The sequence below is a fragment of the Chlorogloeopsis sp. ULAP01 genome (genome assembly GCF_030381805.1).
Taxonomy (GTDB): domain Bacteria; phylum Cyanobacteriota; class Cyanobacteriia; order Cyanobacteriales; family Nostocaceae; genus Chlorogloeopsis.
Genome location: NZ_JAUDRH010000015.1, coordinates 90,574 through 107,764, shown reverse-complemented (window position 1 = coordinate 107,764; position 17,191 = coordinate 90,574). Strand labels below are relative to the sequence as shown.

The 17,191-nt window shown below is 41.3% G+C and carries 13 protein-coding genes; 9 read left to right on the top strand and 4 right to left on the bottom strand.

Annotated features, from left to right (window positions below):
- Nucleotides 1–624 precede the first annotated feature (624 nt).
- Entirely contained in the window at nucleotides 625–3,291 is a 2,667-nt protein-coding gene (priA, locus tag QUB80_RS26410; RefSeq protein ID WP_289792454.1) for a primosomal protein N', read from the top strand.
- Between the two features lie 257 nt (nucleotides 3,292–3,548).
- Here priA and QUB80_RS26405 read toward each other — a convergent pair whose 3' ends face one another.
- Nucleotides 3,549–3,764 carry a hypothetical protein gene (locus QUB80_RS26405; protein WP_289792453.1) on the bottom strand — a complete coding sequence of 72 codons (216 nt, stop codon included), beginning with the start codon at nucleotides 3,762–3,764 and terminating at the stop codon, nucleotides 3,549–3,551.
- A 949-nt stretch (nucleotides 3,765–4,713) separates the two neighbouring features.
- On the opposite strand from QUB80_RS26405, the gene kdpA reads away from it, so the two are divergent.
- The 6 genes from kdpA to QUB80_RS26375 all read left to right on the top strand — a co-directional run bounded on the left by kdpA (nucleotide 4,714) and on the right by QUB80_RS26375 (nucleotide 12,253).
- Nucleotides 4,714–6,399, top strand: a complete 1,686-nt coding sequence (gene kdpA, locus QUB80_RS26400) for a potassium-transporting ATPase subunit KdpA (RefSeq protein WP_289792452.1) — start codon at nucleotides 4,714–4,716, stop codon at nucleotides 6,397–6,399.
- 135 nt (nucleotides 6,400–6,534) lie between these two features.
- Nucleotides 6,535–8,646, top strand: a complete 2,112-nt coding sequence (gene kdpB, locus QUB80_RS26395) for a potassium-transporting ATPase subunit KdpB (protein WP_289792451.1) — start codon at nucleotides 6,535–6,537, stop codon at nucleotides 8,644–8,646.
- A gap of 66 nt (nucleotides 8,647–8,712) precedes the next feature.
- Nucleotides 8,713–8,982 (top strand): K(+)-transporting ATPase subunit F, encoded by a 270-nt coding sequence (gene kdpF, locus QUB80_RS26390; protein WP_289792450.1) that lies wholly within the window; start codon nucleotides 8,713–8,715, stop codon nucleotides 8,980–8,982.
- 157 nt (nucleotides 8,983–9,139) lie between these two features.
- Entirely contained in the window at nucleotides 9,140–9,742 is a 603-nt protein-coding gene (gene kdpC / locus QUB80_RS26385; RefSeq protein ID WP_289792449.1) for a K(+)-transporting ATPase subunit C, read from the top strand.
- A 46-nt stretch (nucleotides 9,743–9,788) separates the two neighbouring features.
- Nucleotides 9,789–10,961, top strand: a complete 1,173-nt coding sequence (locus tag QUB80_RS26380; protein ID WP_289792448.1) for a universal stress protein — start codon at nucleotides 9,789–9,791, stop codon at nucleotides 10,959–10,961.
- A 77-nt stretch (nucleotides 10,962–11,038) separates the two neighbouring features.
- A complete protein-coding gene (locus QUB80_RS26375; RefSeq protein WP_289792447.1) occupies nucleotides 11,039–12,253 on the top strand; it encodes an anhydro-N-acetylmuramic acid kinase in 1,215 nt (404 codons plus the stop codon).
- Between the two features lie 63 nt (nucleotides 12,254–12,316).
- On the opposite strand, the gene QUB80_RS26370 is transcribed toward QUB80_RS26375, so the two are convergent.
- Complete coding sequence (locus QUB80_RS26370; protein ID WP_289792446.1) at nucleotides 12,317–12,478, bottom strand: hypothetical protein; 162 nt, start codon at nucleotides 12,476–12,478, stop codon at nucleotides 12,317–12,319.
- A gap of 287 nt (nucleotides 12,479–12,765) precedes the next feature.
- On the opposite strand from QUB80_RS26370, the gene QUB80_RS26365 reads away from it, so the two are divergent.
- Nucleotides 12,766–13,215, top strand: a complete 450-nt coding sequence (locus QUB80_RS26365; RefSeq protein ID WP_289792445.1) for a hypothetical protein — start codon at nucleotides 12,766–12,768, stop codon at nucleotides 13,213–13,215.
- 324 nt (nucleotides 13,216–13,539) lie between these two features.
- Nucleotides 13,540–15,108 carry a serine/threonine-protein kinase gene (locus tag QUB80_RS26360; RefSeq protein ID WP_289792444.1) on the top strand — a complete coding sequence of 523 codons (1,569 nt, stop codon included), beginning with the start codon at nucleotides 13,540–13,542 and terminating at the stop codon, nucleotides 15,106–15,108.
- A 457-nt stretch (nucleotides 15,109–15,565) separates the two neighbouring features.
- Here the strand turns inward: QUB80_RS26360 and QUB80_RS26355 are convergent, their stop codons facing one another.
- Both QUB80_RS26355 and QUB80_RS26350 read right to left on the bottom strand, forming a co-directional pair.
- The gene (locus QUB80_RS26355) at nucleotides 15,566–15,766 is read right to left on the bottom strand and encodes an NblA/ycf18 family protein (RefSeq protein ID WP_289792443.1); all 201 of its coding nucleotides are present in this window, start codon (nucleotides 15,764–15,766) and stop codon (nucleotides 15,566–15,568) included.
- A 694-nt stretch (nucleotides 15,767–16,460) separates the two neighbouring features.
- Nucleotides 16,461–17,186, bottom strand: a complete 726-nt coding sequence (locus tag QUB80_RS26350; RefSeq protein ID WP_289792442.1) for a Stp1/IreP family PP2C-type Ser/Thr phosphatase — start codon at nucleotides 17,184–17,186, stop codon at nucleotides 16,461–16,463.
- Between the last annotated feature and the right edge of the window lie 5 nt (nucleotides 17,187–17,191).

The following is a 17,191-nucleotide window of genomic DNA, read 5'->3' as shown; positions in this document are numbered from 1 at the left end:
TATTCCAACTTTCATGATTTAGTTCGGCAATCCATATATTTTTCATCTTTTTTTTAATTACAAAATATGTCAAACCCCCTCAAATAAAATTGCTTAAACTTAACAAATATAAAACTTTTCCTTAGAATTTGCCAATTTCTTAAATCTTCACATATATTTAATGACTTTATAATCTCTATGCATTGCAACCCTCAAAACTAATCAGCAAAATGCTGATTAAGTTATACATAACTTAAAAACTTACAATCAATGATATAAACTTGACAGCACAAGGTGTCGCAACCTATTGCCTGGTAAAAAGGATCTCATATACTGACAGTAATTAATATCTATCAATAGGGAGAAAAGCTCTATTACCTAGTTAGTATGCAAAGAAAACTTACGCAAAACGGCAGATTGATGAGTTGTATCGAGTTTAAATTAAAGATGCATTACCTCATATAGATAATCTTGATTCCGGTATTGGAATTACATAAGAGGAAACTTATCAAGTATTATGTCTGATGACAGTATTGCGAACTACATTTTTAGTGAGGCAAGACAGGCGGTTATAGTTGAATGAGTAAGGTTAGATTTCAGCAACTAGCAGAGGAAAATATTTATCTATAAATATATTGAGGAACTATGTATATTAATGATGTAAGTTTGACTCCTTTAGCTGTTGCTGAACCAGGTAGCTCCTACGACTCAAGCAGAAATGGAAATCGGTGGGTTGAAGTTCTAGTAGACTGTCCGGGAATTGGAAAAGAAGCCGCAACACAACTAGAAGAAGGATATAAAGAAGAAAAACTATATACCTATCGATTACCAGTAGGTTTAGAAGTAAAACCAGGGGATATTTTAAGTGTGCCATTTAAATGGCAACAGGTAGGAGGGATAGCTGTTCGTTTACTGGCTCAACCTCCTGCTCACCTTGTAGCCGCAGAAATTAGAGATGTGGAAGATGTAATCCACCCAAAATTTTTTAGAGAAACGTACTGGCAGTTAATAGAAAGGGTGTCACAGTACTATTACACCTCCCTAATTCAAGTCATACGCACTGCTTTACCACCAGGATTGTTAGGGCGATCGCAGGCTCGTCTTCGCCTCAAACCAGAAAATATTCCCAACGGTGCAAATGAATTTGTCAGTTTGGCAGCCCGTGAAATCCTCAAAATTCTTCAATCCCAAGTCGATGGGGACTATAGCTTCAAATTCCTCAAACGTCAGGTAAAAGGATTTTATCAGGCAAAAAAACAACTACTCCAACGCGGATGGGTAGAAACTTATGTACAAATGCCTAGATACTCTCGACCTCAGACAAAACCAGTAGTCACCTTGACTGTTAGTGTACCGCCTATCGACCTCAACAAGCGTCAAAGAGAAATTTTAGAAGTCTTGAGGCGGCACGGTGGTGAGTTGTGGCTTTCAGAGTTTCTACAAATTTGCAATACAACTACCCCTACTTTGAAGAAGCTAGAGGAGAAGGGCTGTGTTGTGATTGCAGAAAGGGAAATATTACGAAGTGAACGCGCTTTTACAGTCACGGCAGATCAACCCAAATCTTTAAATCCTGCTCAGTCTCAGGCATTATCTACCATCAAAGGAGTGGAAGGCTATGGAACTGTACTGCTGCATGGGGTGACTGGCTCCGGAAAAACAGAAGTTTATTTGCAAGCGATCGCTCCTTTATTAACCCAAGGCAAATCCGCCCTTGTTTTAGTACCAGAAATTGGACTCACACCCCAGCTAACCGATCGTTTCCGAGCCAGATTTGGCAACAAAATTAGCGTTTATCACAGCGCCCTCTCCGACGGAGAACGTTACGACACTTGGCGACAAATGCTGACAGGAGAACCCCAAGTCGTTATCGGTACGCGCAGTGCAATTTTCGCTCCTCTGCCTCATTTGGGTTTAATTATCTTAGACGAAGAACACGACAGCAGCTTTAAACAAGACTCCCCCATCCCCACCTACAACGCTCGTAATGTTGCTCAGTGGCGCGCCCAATTAGAAAATTGTCCCCTAGTTTTGGGTTCAGCAACACCCTCATTGGAGAGTTGGATCAGCGTGAGGACAAGTGAAGACACAAAGACGCAGAGACTGGGAGACGCGGAGAAATTATCAGAAACTTTTCCCGTATCTCCATCTTCTCGCCTCCCCGTGTCCCCGCGTCCCCGTGTCCCCGTGTCCTCTTCTTTCTCCCCTCCCCCCCTCCCCCACTCCTCTTACTACCTCTCCCTCCCCGAACGCATCAACTCTCGCCCTTTGCCGCCTGTAGAAGTAGTAGATATGCGGCAAGAATTCCATCAGGGTAATCGCTCCATATTTAGTAAATCTCTACAAACAGCCTTACAACAACTCAAACAACAGAATCAGCAGGGAATTTTATTTATCCATCGGCGCGGGCATAGTACATTTGTATCTTGCCGTAGCTGTGGATATGTGCTGGAGTGTCCCCACTGTGATGTCTCTTTGTCATATCACCACACCGAGGAGGGAGCGCCACAAATTTTGCGCTGTCATTACTGTAATTATGGGCGATCGCACCCGCGCCAATGTCCTGAATGTGGCTCCCCTTACCTCAAATTCTTTGGTAGCGGTACGCAACGAGTTGCCCAAGAATTAACAAAACAATTTCCCGAACTGCGCTTGATCCGCTTTGATAGCGATACTACACGCACTAAGGGGGCGCATCGAACGTTACTTACCAGATTTGCCAATGGTGAAGCAGATTTATTAGTGGGTACGCAAATGCTCACCAAAGGGTTGGATCTACCACAGGTAACATTGGTAGGAGTTGTGGCTGCTGATGGACTTTTACATTTATCTGATTATCGTGCCAGTGAACGAGCGTTTCAAACTTTAACTCAGGTAGCTGGGCGTGCTGGCAGAGGCGAAGATCCAGGTAAGGTAATCGTGCAAACTTACACCCCAGAGCATCCGGTGATTGAGGCGGTACGAAATCATGATTATCCGTCCTTTATTCATGCTGAATTAGAACAACGCCAGGCACTAAATTATCCTCCCTATGGCAGGTTGATTCTATTGCGCTTAAGTAGCAATGATCCCACAGAAGTGCAGAACACTGCCCAATTGATAGTAACTGCTTTGCCGCAACAAGAAGGTTTAGACATCATGGGGCCAGCACCAGCTAACATATTACGAGTAGCAAATCGTTATCGCTGGCAAATACTGTTGAAGTTTACCCCTGATGCGCTGCCACAGTTACCTGATTGGGAGGAAGTGCGTCAACTTTGTCCGGTATCTGTGAGTTTAACAATAGATGTTGATCCCTTAAATATGATGTGATCTAGAAAACCAGAAGCTTTTGTCACCAAAACTGTATCTAGGATTAGCTAATTCATCAGCGCATTAATTCAGTTCTGTTGCAGGTATCAACATACTCAGTAATGTGAATCCACAAGCTGCTAGCGTCACAGCCAACACAGCAGTACGATTCTAATCAAGAATTTGCTAACAAAATCATGCCATTGTGCAAATAGCCGAACACATACTCTGGCGGTATTAAGTATTCCAGCGCTATAACTACAGCAAGAGAAAACCTATTAACTGAGTAAGCGTTTTTCTTTTGTCACAATTAAATATAGCAGGGAACTCTTAACAGGAACAGGGTAAAAACTTGCTTGCTGTAATACCATTTCTATATGAAGACACATAGAAATAACCCCACCGCCTGCGGCACCTTCCCTTGGCAAGGGGAGGTTGGGAGGAGTCAAAATAAAGTGCAGCCTTACAGAGAATTGGTATAAGGTTTTTATCATCAGTTGATGTCCTAAACTATCTAGCAGCTGCTAGAGTTTAATTTTTGGAAAACTTTTCTCAATATAGAACTAAATTTATCAACACTATTCAATGAATAATTGGAGGTATTTATAATAATTAGTTTGGCCAATATATACATAAATAATATTAGCTATATATTTTCTGATATATTCTGCTTACTCTTGATGGATTTAATCATATATATATAAATACAAAAAATAAGTTAGATAAATTTCTAACTCAAACTTGATTAAATTAGCAGATGTTTAATGTACAACATATTTATGTGTTTTCAAAAGTTAATAAGTTTTGATTGCTTGTGCATATATCTAAAAAAAGTAATGACAATTTAATTGTTTTCTTGACTAACTTACAGGATTGGCAAAAACATAGCTTGAATTATTCAAAAAGTCTTATATATACAATATAATCTTGTCTACACTTCTTTGACTCCTGAGCAGCTACTAATTCCTAATTAAAAGCCTGACCTTCTCAACTATCCAAATCTCATAGTCTAGATAAATTTAATATATGTCTACTGAACAATTGAAACTTATGTTTGTGTATAAAGCTATACTTACAATTTAATGCTTCTGGTAGGATAATCTTTAAGGAGAGATTCTGACAAGAGTTAAGTATAAATAATATATATAGATTGCAAGTGAAAATTATGATTCTAAAATTCAGGAGAAATGAATGAAATATAAAAAGAATTACATTCGTTAGAAGGTTTTAAGTAGATAGGTTCAAATTGAGTAATTAGTTATAGTTCAATAGTAATAGCTCCAATCAATTTGATTTTATTTATAACCTATTTACTGACTATAACTATCTGGAATTTATACAAAAAAAATGAAGAGTCCAGATTGAGAAAATGAAGCAAATGAATTAGTCAAGTTTTAGCAATAAAGCTAAACAAAAGCAAAATCCATAATTCAGTTAAAATATATGGGACAAGGCTTTTTGCAAATTGGGTTAACGCTTTGTATCTTAATAGCGATCGCTCCGTTTTTCGGTAGATACATAGCACGTATTTTCTTAGGTGAAAGAACTTTGCTCGATCCAATCATGAATCCGATTGAGCGAATTATCTACGTAGTAGCAGGTGTGCGTGGCAAGCAAGAAATGACAGGTTGGCAGTATGCGCGAGCTGTTCTTGTCAGCAATCTAATCATGGGCAGTGCTGTCTACTTGATTTTTGAGTTTCAGGGAATTCTGCCTCTAAATCCTAATACTTTTAATGCCCCCAGTTGGGATTTAGCACTACACACAACAATTTCATTTCTCACAAATACCGATCAACAACACTACGTTCCCGAAATAACTCTCAGTTATTTTAGCCAAACAGCAGCTTTAGGTTTTTTGATGTTCACCTCAGCTGCGACTGGCTTGGCAGTAGGCATCGCCTTTCTTCGTGGTTTAACAGGTAGAGTGCTGGGAAACTTTTACGTAGATCTTACCCGTGCCATTACACGAATCTTGCTACCTATTTCCATAATTGGGGCGATCGCCTTAATTATCTTAGGTGTACCGCAAACATTTCTAGGCCCCGAAATTGTCACAACAATCGAAGGCTCTACTCAGTATATTCCCAGAGGCCCAGTAGCTTCTTTTGAAATGATTAAGCAATTGGGTGAAAACGGTGGTGGCTTTTTTGCCACTAACTCTGCCCACCCCTTTGAAAATCCCAATGGTGCTTCTAATCTAATCGAAATGCTCGCTATGATTTCGATTCCAGCAGCGTTGATTCACACCTACGGTATTTTTGCCAACAATAGCAAACAAGCATGGCTGCTGTTCTGGATGGTATTTGTGATTTTTGTTATTTTAGTGGGCATTACAGCTAATGGAGAATATCAAGGCAATCCTCTAATTAATAGTGCTTTAGGTATTGAACAGCCAAATTTAGAGGGTAAAGAAGTTCGCTTTGGCTCTGTACTAACTGCATTTTGGGCAGTCATGACTACTAGTACTATGACTGGCGCTGTCAACGGTATGCACGATTCTCTGATGCCGACAGGAGGTTTTTCTACCTTATTAAATATGTTTTTGCAAATAGTTTGGGGTGGGCAAGGAACAGGAACTGCATACCTATTAATCTATGTAATTCTGACTGTCTTCTTAACTGGTTTGATGGTAGGGCGTACTCCAGAGTTTATGGGGCGGAAAATTGAGAAGCGAGAAATTGTTCTCGCCAGTGTTGTGCTATTAATTCATCCAATAGCAGTTTTAATTCCCAGTGCCATTACTTTTTATCTTCCAGAAGCGATCGCTGGAATTACGAATCCTACCTTTCACAAAGTTTCTCAAGTAGTTTATGAATATACTTCAGCAAGTGCAAACAATGGCTCTGGCTTTGAGGGTTTAGTAGATAACACTCTCTGGTGGAATTTAAGTACAATTCCCAGCTTACTGCTAGGGCGTTACGTTCCCATTATTGCCATCTTGCTATTAGCTGACAGCATGGCTAACAAACAAACAGTTCCAGAAACCCCAGCCACTCTCAAAACTGATACTCTCCTATTTACCAGCATTACAGCTGGAGTCATTCTGATTTTAGGAGTACTAACTTTCTTCCCTGTTTTAGCATTAGGCCCGATCGCCGAAGGTTTTAAAATTGCCACTGGCAGTTAAGGGGACAGGGGATAGGAATAAGGATTCTTTTTATCTCCCCCACAGCCCCTAACCCCAGAGGGCGCCCCTAGCTCTCACTCTCCCCACTCTCCCCCTCCCCAACCCTATTCCCTGTTCCCCGTTCCCTTACATAATATGAATCCAGTTGCAACTACCCCCAAACCACCTAATAAACCCCAACGTTTTCGCCCATACGATCGCCGTCATGCCCGTAAACAAGCAAAGGTAAACACTAAAGGAATTTATCAAAGAGCCATTAAGGACGCCTTTGTCAAGCTTAATCCTAAAGATGCAGTGAAAAACCCAGTTATGTTTTTAGTCTGGGTTGGTACACTTGTCACTCTTGCAGCCACAATTGATCCTGAATTATTTGGTTCTGTTCCCGGTGATAACCCACGCTTGATCAATGGCTTAATTACATTGATTTTATTCTTCACTGTTTGGTTTGCCAATTTTGCCGAAGCAGTAGCAGAAGGACGTGGTAAAGCGCAAGCCGACGCCTTACGCTCAACCAAATCAGAAACCATAGCGAAAAAACTTTCTCCTGATGGCACGATCACAGAAGTTCCTTCCACCAGCTTGCAACGAGGTGATACTGTCTACGTCGTCGCAGGTGATATTATTCCCGCCGATGGGGAAGTGATTATGGGTGCCGCCAGTGTTGATGAATCGGCAATTACAGGAGAATCGGCACCAGTATTAAAAGAAACAGGCTCTGATGTTGCTAGCTCCGTGACAGGCGGTACGCGGATTATTTCTGACGAGTTGATTGTTCGGATCACTGCCGATCCCGGCAAAGGCTTCATTGATCGGATGATTGCTCTGGTAGAAGGAGCAGATCGCAGCAAAACACCAAATGAAATTGCCCTGACAGTGTTATTGGCAGTCCTCAGCTTAGTCTTTTTATTTGTCGTTGTTACCATATCACCTATTGCCAACACAGTTGGCAGTCCAGTCAGTGTATCAATTTTGGTAGCTCTGTTGGTAGCACTGATTCCTACAACTATTGGCGGCTTACTGAGTGCCATTGGTATTGCTGGAATGGATCGGGTTGCTCAATTTAACGTCATTGCTACCTCAGGGCGAGCAGTAGAAGCTTGTGGCGATGTTAACACTCTGGTTCTCGATAAAACAGGTACGATCACCTTGGGTAATCGTTTGGCAGAAGGTTTTATTCCAATCAACGGACACTCTATGGAGCAAGTTGCTTATGTAGCCTTGGCAGCGAGTGTATTCGATGAGACGCCAGAGGGAAAATCGATAGTCCGATTGGCAGAAAAATTAGGAGCAAGGATTAATTTTGACATTGACAGATCTGAAGGAATTGAGTTTTCAGCCAGAACTCGCATGAGCGGAACAAACTTACCCAATGGGCAACAGGCGCGTAAAGGAGCGGTAGATGCAATTAAGGGATTTGTACGTTCTCGTAACGGCAACACCTCACCGGAATTGGATAGCGCCTACGAAATGGTTTCCCAACAGGGAGGTACACCTTTAGCAGTTTGCTTTGATAACGAAATTTTCGGTGTGATTTATCTCAAGGATATTGTCAAGCCAGGAATACGCGATCGCTTCGAGCAACTGCGACGGATGGGAGTACGTACCATCATGTTGACTGGTGACAACCGCATCACCGCTTCTGTCATTGCCAAAGAAGCTGGAGTAGACGATTTCATTGCTGAAGCCAACCCAGAAGACAAAATAGCCGTAATTCAAAAAGAACAGAAAGAAGGCAAAATAGTGGCAATGACTGGAGATGGTACTAATGATGCCCCCGCCTTAGCACAAGCTAATGTTGGAGTAGCAATGAATACTGGTACTCAAGCTGCTAAAGAAGCAGCTAACATGGTGGATTTAGACTCAGACCCTACAAAACTAATCGATATAGTTAGTATTGGCAAACAATTACTGATCACTCGCGGAGCATTAACAACATTTTCGATTGCCAATGATATTGCTAAATACTTTGCGATTATTCCAGTCTTATTTGCTTCTGCTAACCTACAAGGTTTAAATATTATGAGGCTAACCAGCACTAATTCAGCTGTGCTGTCAGCACTTATTTATAATGCTTTGATTATTCCAGCTTTGATTCCCTTAGCACTTAAGGGTGTAAAGTTTAGACCACTAACATCTAATCAACTGCTACAACGCAATATTTTAATTTATGGCTTAGGTGGTGTAATTGCACCATTTATTGCAATTAAATTGATTGATTTAATTATTACGGTAGTGGGGTTGGCATAAGAAGACAGAAGGCAAAAGGAATAAATAAGCAATTAAGGGTATAAGCACAAGAGAAGGTAAAAAGTTATGAAACCAGTTAATTTATCGCGCAAATTTTTATTAGCAGATATGATTGAGGCAATTTCCTTTGTTTGGTTGCAATGGCGCAAGCATAAATTGCCATTGATTCTTTTTATTGCATTGTCTGTAAATTTAATTATTGCCCCAGTTGTTTATGCCACTGCTGAAGGTACATTAGAACGTCGCTCTGCATGGGCGATTGGTATTTTGGGATTAGTAACACTGGCACTGATAATTTACTTATTTTTTGTTGTTTTTCAGCCAGAACGTTTCTAATTCAATCAATTAAGTAGGTGGACACAATTAAATGTAAAATGGCAACTTCACTGAAAGCAGTTGGAAACAGCCTTTTACCTGTTACCTTTTGCCATCTGCCTTTTACTTAAAAGATAAACACCTTTATCGGTAACTCAGGCAACTAAGGACAGTTTTTATGTCTATTATTCGAGAAATAGCTAGAGCTATTCGTATTACTATACTTCTTTGGTTGGTAACCGCAATTATCTATCCTCTTATAATCTTGGGAGTAGGCCAAACTGCCTTCAAGTTTCACGCTAATGGCAGCATTATGCAAAATATTCAAGGAGAAGCAATTGGTTCGGCTTTGATTGGGCAACAGTTCCGCTCAGATCGCTATTTCCAAGGACGCCCTAGTACTGTTAGGTATAGCCAAGGAAAAATAGGCAAACCATATGGGATATCAGGTGCCAGCAACCTTGCTCCTAGCAGTCCAGATTTACTTAATCGGATTGTAGAACGAGCCAATGAATTCACAGATGAGAATATTCAACCCTTTGCGGATCTCATTTATACCTCTGGTTCTGGCTTAGATCCTCATATTACGGTGAGAACAGCCCAGGAGCAACTCTCTCTAGTTGCTCGTGCGCGTGGGATTAACCGAGAAGAAATATTACCGTTACTAAGACAGTATACAGATGGGAAATTTTTAGGAGTTTTTGGAGAGCCTGGCGTGAATATTTTGAAATTAAATTATGCACTTGATCTTCAAGAAATTAACCGTAGAGAAAATCAGTAATTTGGAATAGATATAAACTCACTTTTAAGATACTACTAAAGGTGAAATGTTGGACGAAGATAACCTCAATTTAGCAAATACTACACCATTAGTTACTACTAATCTCCCTATTCATCCAGCACGGCGCGGTAAACATAAAATATTTATCGGTATGGCTCCAGGAGTTGGCAAAACCTACCGAATGCTAGAAGAAGCCCATTTGCTCAAAGAAGAAGGCATTGATGTTGTGATTGGGTTGTTAGAAACCCACGGACGCAAAGAAACAGCAGAAAGAGCGGAAGGTTTAGAAATAGTACCTCGTCAAAAAATTCCACGCGGCAATTTGATGCTGATGGAAATGGACACGGACGCAATTTTAGCGCGATCGCCTCAATTAGTCTTAGTCGATGAACTAGCACATACTAATGCCCCTGGTTTACCCCACGAAAAACGCTACCAAGATGTAGAAGTCATTTTGCACAACGGCATTGATGTCTACTCCACTATGAATATTCAGCATTTGGAGAGTCTTAATGACTTAGTAGCAAGAATTACTGGAGTGGTAGTACGAGAGCGCATACCTGACCGTATTCTGGATGAAGCAGATGAAGTTGTAGTAGTAGATGTTACACCAGAGACACTGCAAGAAAGGTTACTAGAGGGTAAAATCTATGCCCAGCCAAAAATTCACCAAGCACTCAATAACTTTTTCCAGCGCCGTAACTTAATTGCTTTACGAGAATTAGCATTGCGAGAGATAGCAGATAACGTTGAAGAAGACGCAAGAGAACTCAATGCTAGTCTCCCTAGCGGCAACCTCAATGGTGAAGTATGTAACATACACGAACGGGTATTGGTATGTGTTTCCACTTATCCAAACTCATTACAATTATTGCGTCGAGGAGCAAGGTTAGCTAACTACATGAACGCTCCTGTTTTTGCTTTATTTGTAGCCGATCCAGACCGTTTTCTCACAAAAGAAGAAAGTCTGCACATAGATATGTGTGAGAAGCTTTGTCAAGAATTTGAAGGTACTTTTATTCGTGTTACCAGCAGTAATATCGCTAAAGCGATCGCCGAAGTTGCTCATCAATACCACATTACCCAGATTATCATCGGCGAAAGTCAGCGCTCTCGCTGGCAAATACTCCTCAAAGGCTCTTTAACTCAAAAATTAGTTAGATTGCTCAAAAACGTTGATTTGCATATAATCGCTACCGAGAAAAGAAAAGAGGAGTAACAGACGCGGGGACAAGGGGAGCAAAGGGGCAGAACAGAGCAATTAACCACTAACTACTAACTACTAACCAATAAAAAATGACTCGTGTTATCGGCTTAATGAGCGGGACATCTGTAGATGGTATAGACGCCGCCTTGGTAGACATTTCCGGCACAGATTTTGATTTAAAAGTGGAATTGATAGCTGGGGCAACCTATCCTTACTCAAAGGAACTGAGAGAACGTATCTTGGCTGTTTGTAGTGGACAAGCTATCTCCATGCAAGAATTTGCAGAATTAGATGATGCGATCGCTCAAGCCTTTGCCCAAGCTGCACAAAATATTCAAAATGGTCACGAAACAGCTAGTTTAATTGGCTCCCACGGTCAAACAGTTTACCATCGACCACCAAAAAATAAGGACACGGGGACACGGGGAGGGGGAGACACGGGGACATTTTCTTTCTCCGTGTCTCCGCGTCTGGGCGCCTTTGCATCCTCTTTAGGTTACAGCCTTCAACTTGGTCGTGGTGCTGTAATTGCTAACTTAACAGGTATTACGACAGTCAGTAACTTCCGTGTAGCAGATATTGCTGTTGGTGGGCATGGTGCGCCCCTTGTACCTCGTGTAGATGCAGCTTTACTCAGTCACCCTCAAGAGGCTCGTTGTATTCAAAATATTGGCGGAATTGGTAATGTTACTTATATGCCAGCGCATCAAGACAACTGGCTAGAAAAGATTCGCGGTTGGGATACTGGGCCGGGAAATAGCCTGTTGGATCTGGCAGTACAATATTTAACAAATAATACTAAAACCTACGATGAAAACGGTGCTTGGGCAGCAAGTGGTACTCCCTGCCATGCACTAGTAGAACAATGGCTTGAGCAAGATTATTTTCATCTGCCACCACCCAAATCTACAGGTCGAGAATTATTTGGTGTTACTTATCTGCAACAGTGTGTAAAAGACGCCGAATCCTACCAAATAAGTCCTGCTGACTTGCTCGCGACTCTTACGGAACTGACAGCAGCTTCGATTGTTCATAGTTATCGCACTTTTTTACCGCAAATGCCACAACGGGTATTTTTATGTGGTGGTGGCAATCGCAATCTCTATTTAAAATATCGTCTTCAGGAAATTTTAGCACCTACACCAGTTTTAACAACAGATGAAGCAGGATTGAGCGCAGATTTCAAAGAAGCGATCGCTTTTGCAGTCTTAGCTTACTGGCGAAAATTAGGTACTCCAGGTAACCTCCCATCAGTTACCGGAGCACCTCAAGAAGTACTTTTGGGAGAAGTTCACGAACCGTAATTAGTCATTAGTTAACAGTCATTGGTTATTGATAGGGGCGGGTTTTGCTGATGATCTTTGGGTTTAAACAGATAATTTATCTTTTAAACCCGCACGGCAGTCGCACTCGACGCGCTTAACCCGACGCCAGGTGACGCCAGGTGCTACCCTGCAAGAAGCCGCCCTCTGGGCGTCTACAACGCGCTTAACCCGATGCCAGGTGACGCCAGGTGACGCCAGTCGCACTCGACGCGCTTAACCCGCAAGGGCGCACTGGCTCCTTTATGCCAGGGAACCCTTACTTTCACTTATCCGCCTTCGGCGTCTACGCCAGTCGCTACAAGTCGGCACTAGACGCGTTCGCCGTCAGGCGTTGCGTTAGCTAGCGGCTTCCCGGAGGGTAGCCACAAGGGCGCGCTGCCTCCCGTACAGTGGTTGGTGGTTTGTGTCTCCCCCTGTCCCCTGTCCCCTGTCCCCCTCCCCAACCAAGGGCTATACTGTTGGCGATACTCGATCAATAGCAGGGTGACAAGGTGGATCATACATTTTTACTGGAACCAGGACGCTGGACGTTGCAAGGAAGTTGGCTAGAACGTAATGGTACTCCAATTAACGTTAAGGGTATGACCTTGGTGGCTTGGAATCGAGATAATTGGTTTACAATGGCAACAAAATTAATATTTCCAGGCAGCGATCTTGCGGACATTGCTTTGCAATACAAAGGGCGTATGGATCGGGGAAATAAACAGTATAATTTTTTACTTCAACATAATATTTTAGGACAGATCGAAGGAGAGGGTTGGATTGGTATAGATACTATTGTCCAGCGTTACTGGGTATTAAGCGATCGCGAACGTCGTAGTGGTTTTGAGACTTTGCACCGCATCAATAATGATACCTATTACCTCACTAGTGGCATTATGGTTGGTCACTACCTAAGTAGCACAATGGAAGCTAACATAGAGCGTCAACGGGTCAACTGAGCGATTAGTGTTGAGTAAATAGTAGTACGCAACAAATGTACAGACGTGCCATGGTACTTCTGTACTAACCAATGACGAATGACGATCTTAAAACTTTCTTTGTACTCACGACTAACAATTTTCCTTACCAAAGTTAATTAAACGTGGCAAAAATGGGCAAAATAAATCAGACACAAAGTTAGGAATGCTACAAGCTATTACACTAAATTAGCCATTCCCATTTATTAGGGGCCAACTTTCCCACTCACACAATTATCACCAGCCTTCAGAAATAGGGTGGTGAAATTCGCTCTTTTTCAATATTAAATTGGAGTCGAAGTTTCTATGTCAGACCCCAATGTTGGTCGCTTACTCAGCAATCGCTATCAGCTTCAAGATTTAATTGGTACAGGAGCAATGGGACGAGTCTATCGTGCCAAGGACATATTGTTGGGAGGCGTACCCGTTGCCGTTAAATTTCTTGCTTTATCTGTCCAAAATAACAAAATGCGATTACAGGAGCGTTTTGAGCGAGAAGCGAAAACTTGTGCGTTATTAGGACAAAAAAGCATTCATGTTGTCCGAGTTATGGATTATGGCGTAGACGAAAATAATACCCCGTTCTACGTTATGGAATACTTACAAGGAGTTAGTCTCAGTGATGTTATTCGCAAGCAGCACCTATCTTTACCAAGATTCCTAAGTTTTGTACGTCAAATCAGCTTAGGATTACAGGCTGCTCACAATGGCATTATGGTAGATGGCAAAATCTGTCCGATTATCCATCGCGATATCAAGCCCAGCAATATGCTGGTAATTCAAGATGCCAGTTTTGGAGAATTAGTCAAAGTTTTAGACTTTGGTATCGCTAAATTGTTACAAGCAGATAATAATTATACAAACTACTATTTGGGTACGCTGGCTTATTCTTCACCCGAACAAATGGATGGTAAGGAATTAGACAATCGTTCTGATATTTATAGTTTGGGTGTAATGATGTTTGAAATGCTCACAGGGAAAATGCCCTTAGTAGCACCAACACATTCATTCGGAGCATGGTATAAAACACATCACCAAAAAGCACCACGTTCTTTTTCGGAAGCTGCCCCGACTTTGCAACTACCAAATGAAGTAAAAAATTTGGTCATGAGTTGTCTAGCTAAAGCACCAGGCGATCGCCCTCAAACTGTTGGTGAAATTCTTAAAGTTTTAACATCCCTGGAGCAAATTGAGGTTGCTCATACTCAACAGCCAAACATTAGCGCGTCGGCTTCTGGATCGCTTTTGGTACCCCCAACCATAAAAGCAGAGTTTGAGCACAAACCCAAGCTCGATTCTACAATCACACCATCCAATAGTGAAATTACTCAACGATTCTCCTGGCCGCAAAATAAACCCATCGCTAACATTGTTTTCCCTCATCCCATCCGTATCGAGGCAGAACTAATTCCTGCTTTGTGGATTATGCTTCCTCAAGAAGAAATTCAAAAGCGTTTAGTTTGTAGCCGCTACAACCAATTTCTTTTCATCACTACTCCTCACCCCATGTTGCTATGGATTACTGTTGTCTACAACCGCAAACATGGCGCTAAATGGCTGCCTTACTACCTTGACCTTAAAACAAATATCGGTCAAGAAATAGCTCGCCTATTGTCACAAAAGGGTTTCTACCACTTACTTTTTTTTGCTAGAGAGACACCAAATCGCTGTAGTAAGATGCTACTTTCTACTATTGCTCCTTTTCAACGTCAATATTTGCAACAATGGGTAACAATAAGCAATACATCGGCGTCTGCTTGCGAACCCCAACTTAGCAAAAGTTTACTTAAGGTCGAATACGAAAATTTGAAACCTCAAATTCTAGCGAAGTTAGAAGGGCTTAATACTGATTTACCCTTCGACCTCTCTGCCTAAATGCAAATAACATCACACTATAGAACGCTAGTACTAAGATTTTATTTAGATATTAAGTATTGTTAAGGGAGTCTATCGAAAGTTACAAAATAAAGTTATAAAAAATATAAATGACTCCTTACAAGAGTATTGAAGGTTGAGTTAACTTTATACTGTACAGATTGCTTTCTGTGCAGTTTTGCATTGTGACAAAATACAGACAAGCTTAAGTAAGCTTGATTTCTATAAAGTATTTTGTGAATACAAGCGCAATATTGATTCTCAACACCAAAATTTAGTTTGAGACTTTGTTTTCCAGACTTGCTAATAAACAAGTTTTTGTACTCTAGGTCTCTGTGTGTAGAGTGTGATGTCTTTTAAAGAGTAACTCGTTAAAGTTGACGCCCCGGCATCCCCAGCTCCTTTCCTCATTGGAACCGAGCAAGAGAAGGAGGTCGCCCACTGCGACACAAGACTTCTACGCTGCCCAAGAAGAGCCGGCATCTAATCCCCACTGGTGCTTAAGAAGTTCTTTATAGGTAGCTTCCCGTACAACCATTTGCTCATAAAGTTTAACTAAGAAGTCTTTAGCTTGATCGTGACTCATGTTTTGTACTTGAGTAGCGAAAGAGCGGATGCTAAATTGCTGTTCCAAAGTGAGTTCGATTGGCTTATCCATGATTAACTCCTAAAAAATATAAGTAAAGGTGATCTTAGTGACTCGACCCCAAAAGCGGCTTATTTATGGGGTAGCACTTTGTCATATATTTGTTCCTCCTATTTTAAGAAAGATAACAAAGGTTTGACAAATTTGCCCATAATCTTTTGGAGTGTTTTTTGCTAGGTGACATTCTGTATTTTCAGTCTACTGATATAAACCTCAAGTCTACCGTTGCTAATTTCGGTGAGTTTAAGGGTTTTTTAAGCCCTTGAGCTTGAGTTTCTTCTCCCTGTAACAGGTAGGTTAATTTCCTACTTTATCAAAGCCAGTCAGTTATTTTTGTGTTGTTGTTATCTGCTGTTTGATTTTACAGATAGCAACCGATTTGCTGTAACTGCAAAAAGAGGGAGGAGTGTAAACGTGAATTATATTGCTATACTCTATCAGTTGCAAGATGTCAACCTGCCAAATAATGTAAATTCAACCTCCGTAGATGACTTACTGCGGAGGTTAAATGTATTTTTATCAAGTTGTAAAAGGGAAAAATGCTCAATCTGAACAAAACGATGAGTATATTTACTGCAAAAACAATATAAAGGCAGAAGGCAGCTATGCTGGAGGCAGGAGAAAAGATAGTTTTCGCATCAGCCTCTGAACCTTTTTTCTATTGGATAGTTATTTCTGCTAAACTCCACTACAGACTTATTGGAGGTTAATCAGCAGCAACAATGACGACAGTAATATTATCGTGTCCACCTTGCTGTTTAGCGGCTTCAACTAGGGAAATAGCGGCTTTTGCTACCGAGGGGCTTTCTTGGAGATAGCAAGCTATATTTTCATCAACAAGTTCTTCTGTTAAACCATCACTGCATAACAGCAAGCGATCGCCTACTTTGATATCTAGTTGCTGCACTTCAACCTGATTTAGATCTTCACGTCCCAAACAACGAGACAAGACATGACGAAAAGGATGAATTCGTGCTTCTTCTAGAGAAATATCACCCATCTTCAGAGCGCGTGCTACCCAAGTGTGATCTTCGGTAATTTGCTCTAATTGAGAATCTCGAAAACGATACAGTCTAGAGTCACCAACGTGAGCACACCAAGGTGACTCTCCGGGGCGAAAAATTACCACCACAACTGTAGTCCCCATGTCAGCACGTTCGGGATGATTGTGCTGATCTTGTAAAATCGCTTCATTTGCTTTGAATAAAGCTTCCTCTAAAAGCTGGGAGGAAGATTTAGAACCATTCCAATTCTCAATTAAATATTTGTGAATTTCCTGGGTAGCGATGTGGCTTGCCTGCTCACCTCCTGCATGTCCACCCATACCATCAGCAACAATGAAAAAGCGTCCTTCTGGATCGGTATAGTAAGAATCTTGATTATTAGAACGAATAAGTCCCGAATCACTAAGACCGGTAAAATGAAGTTTCATATATT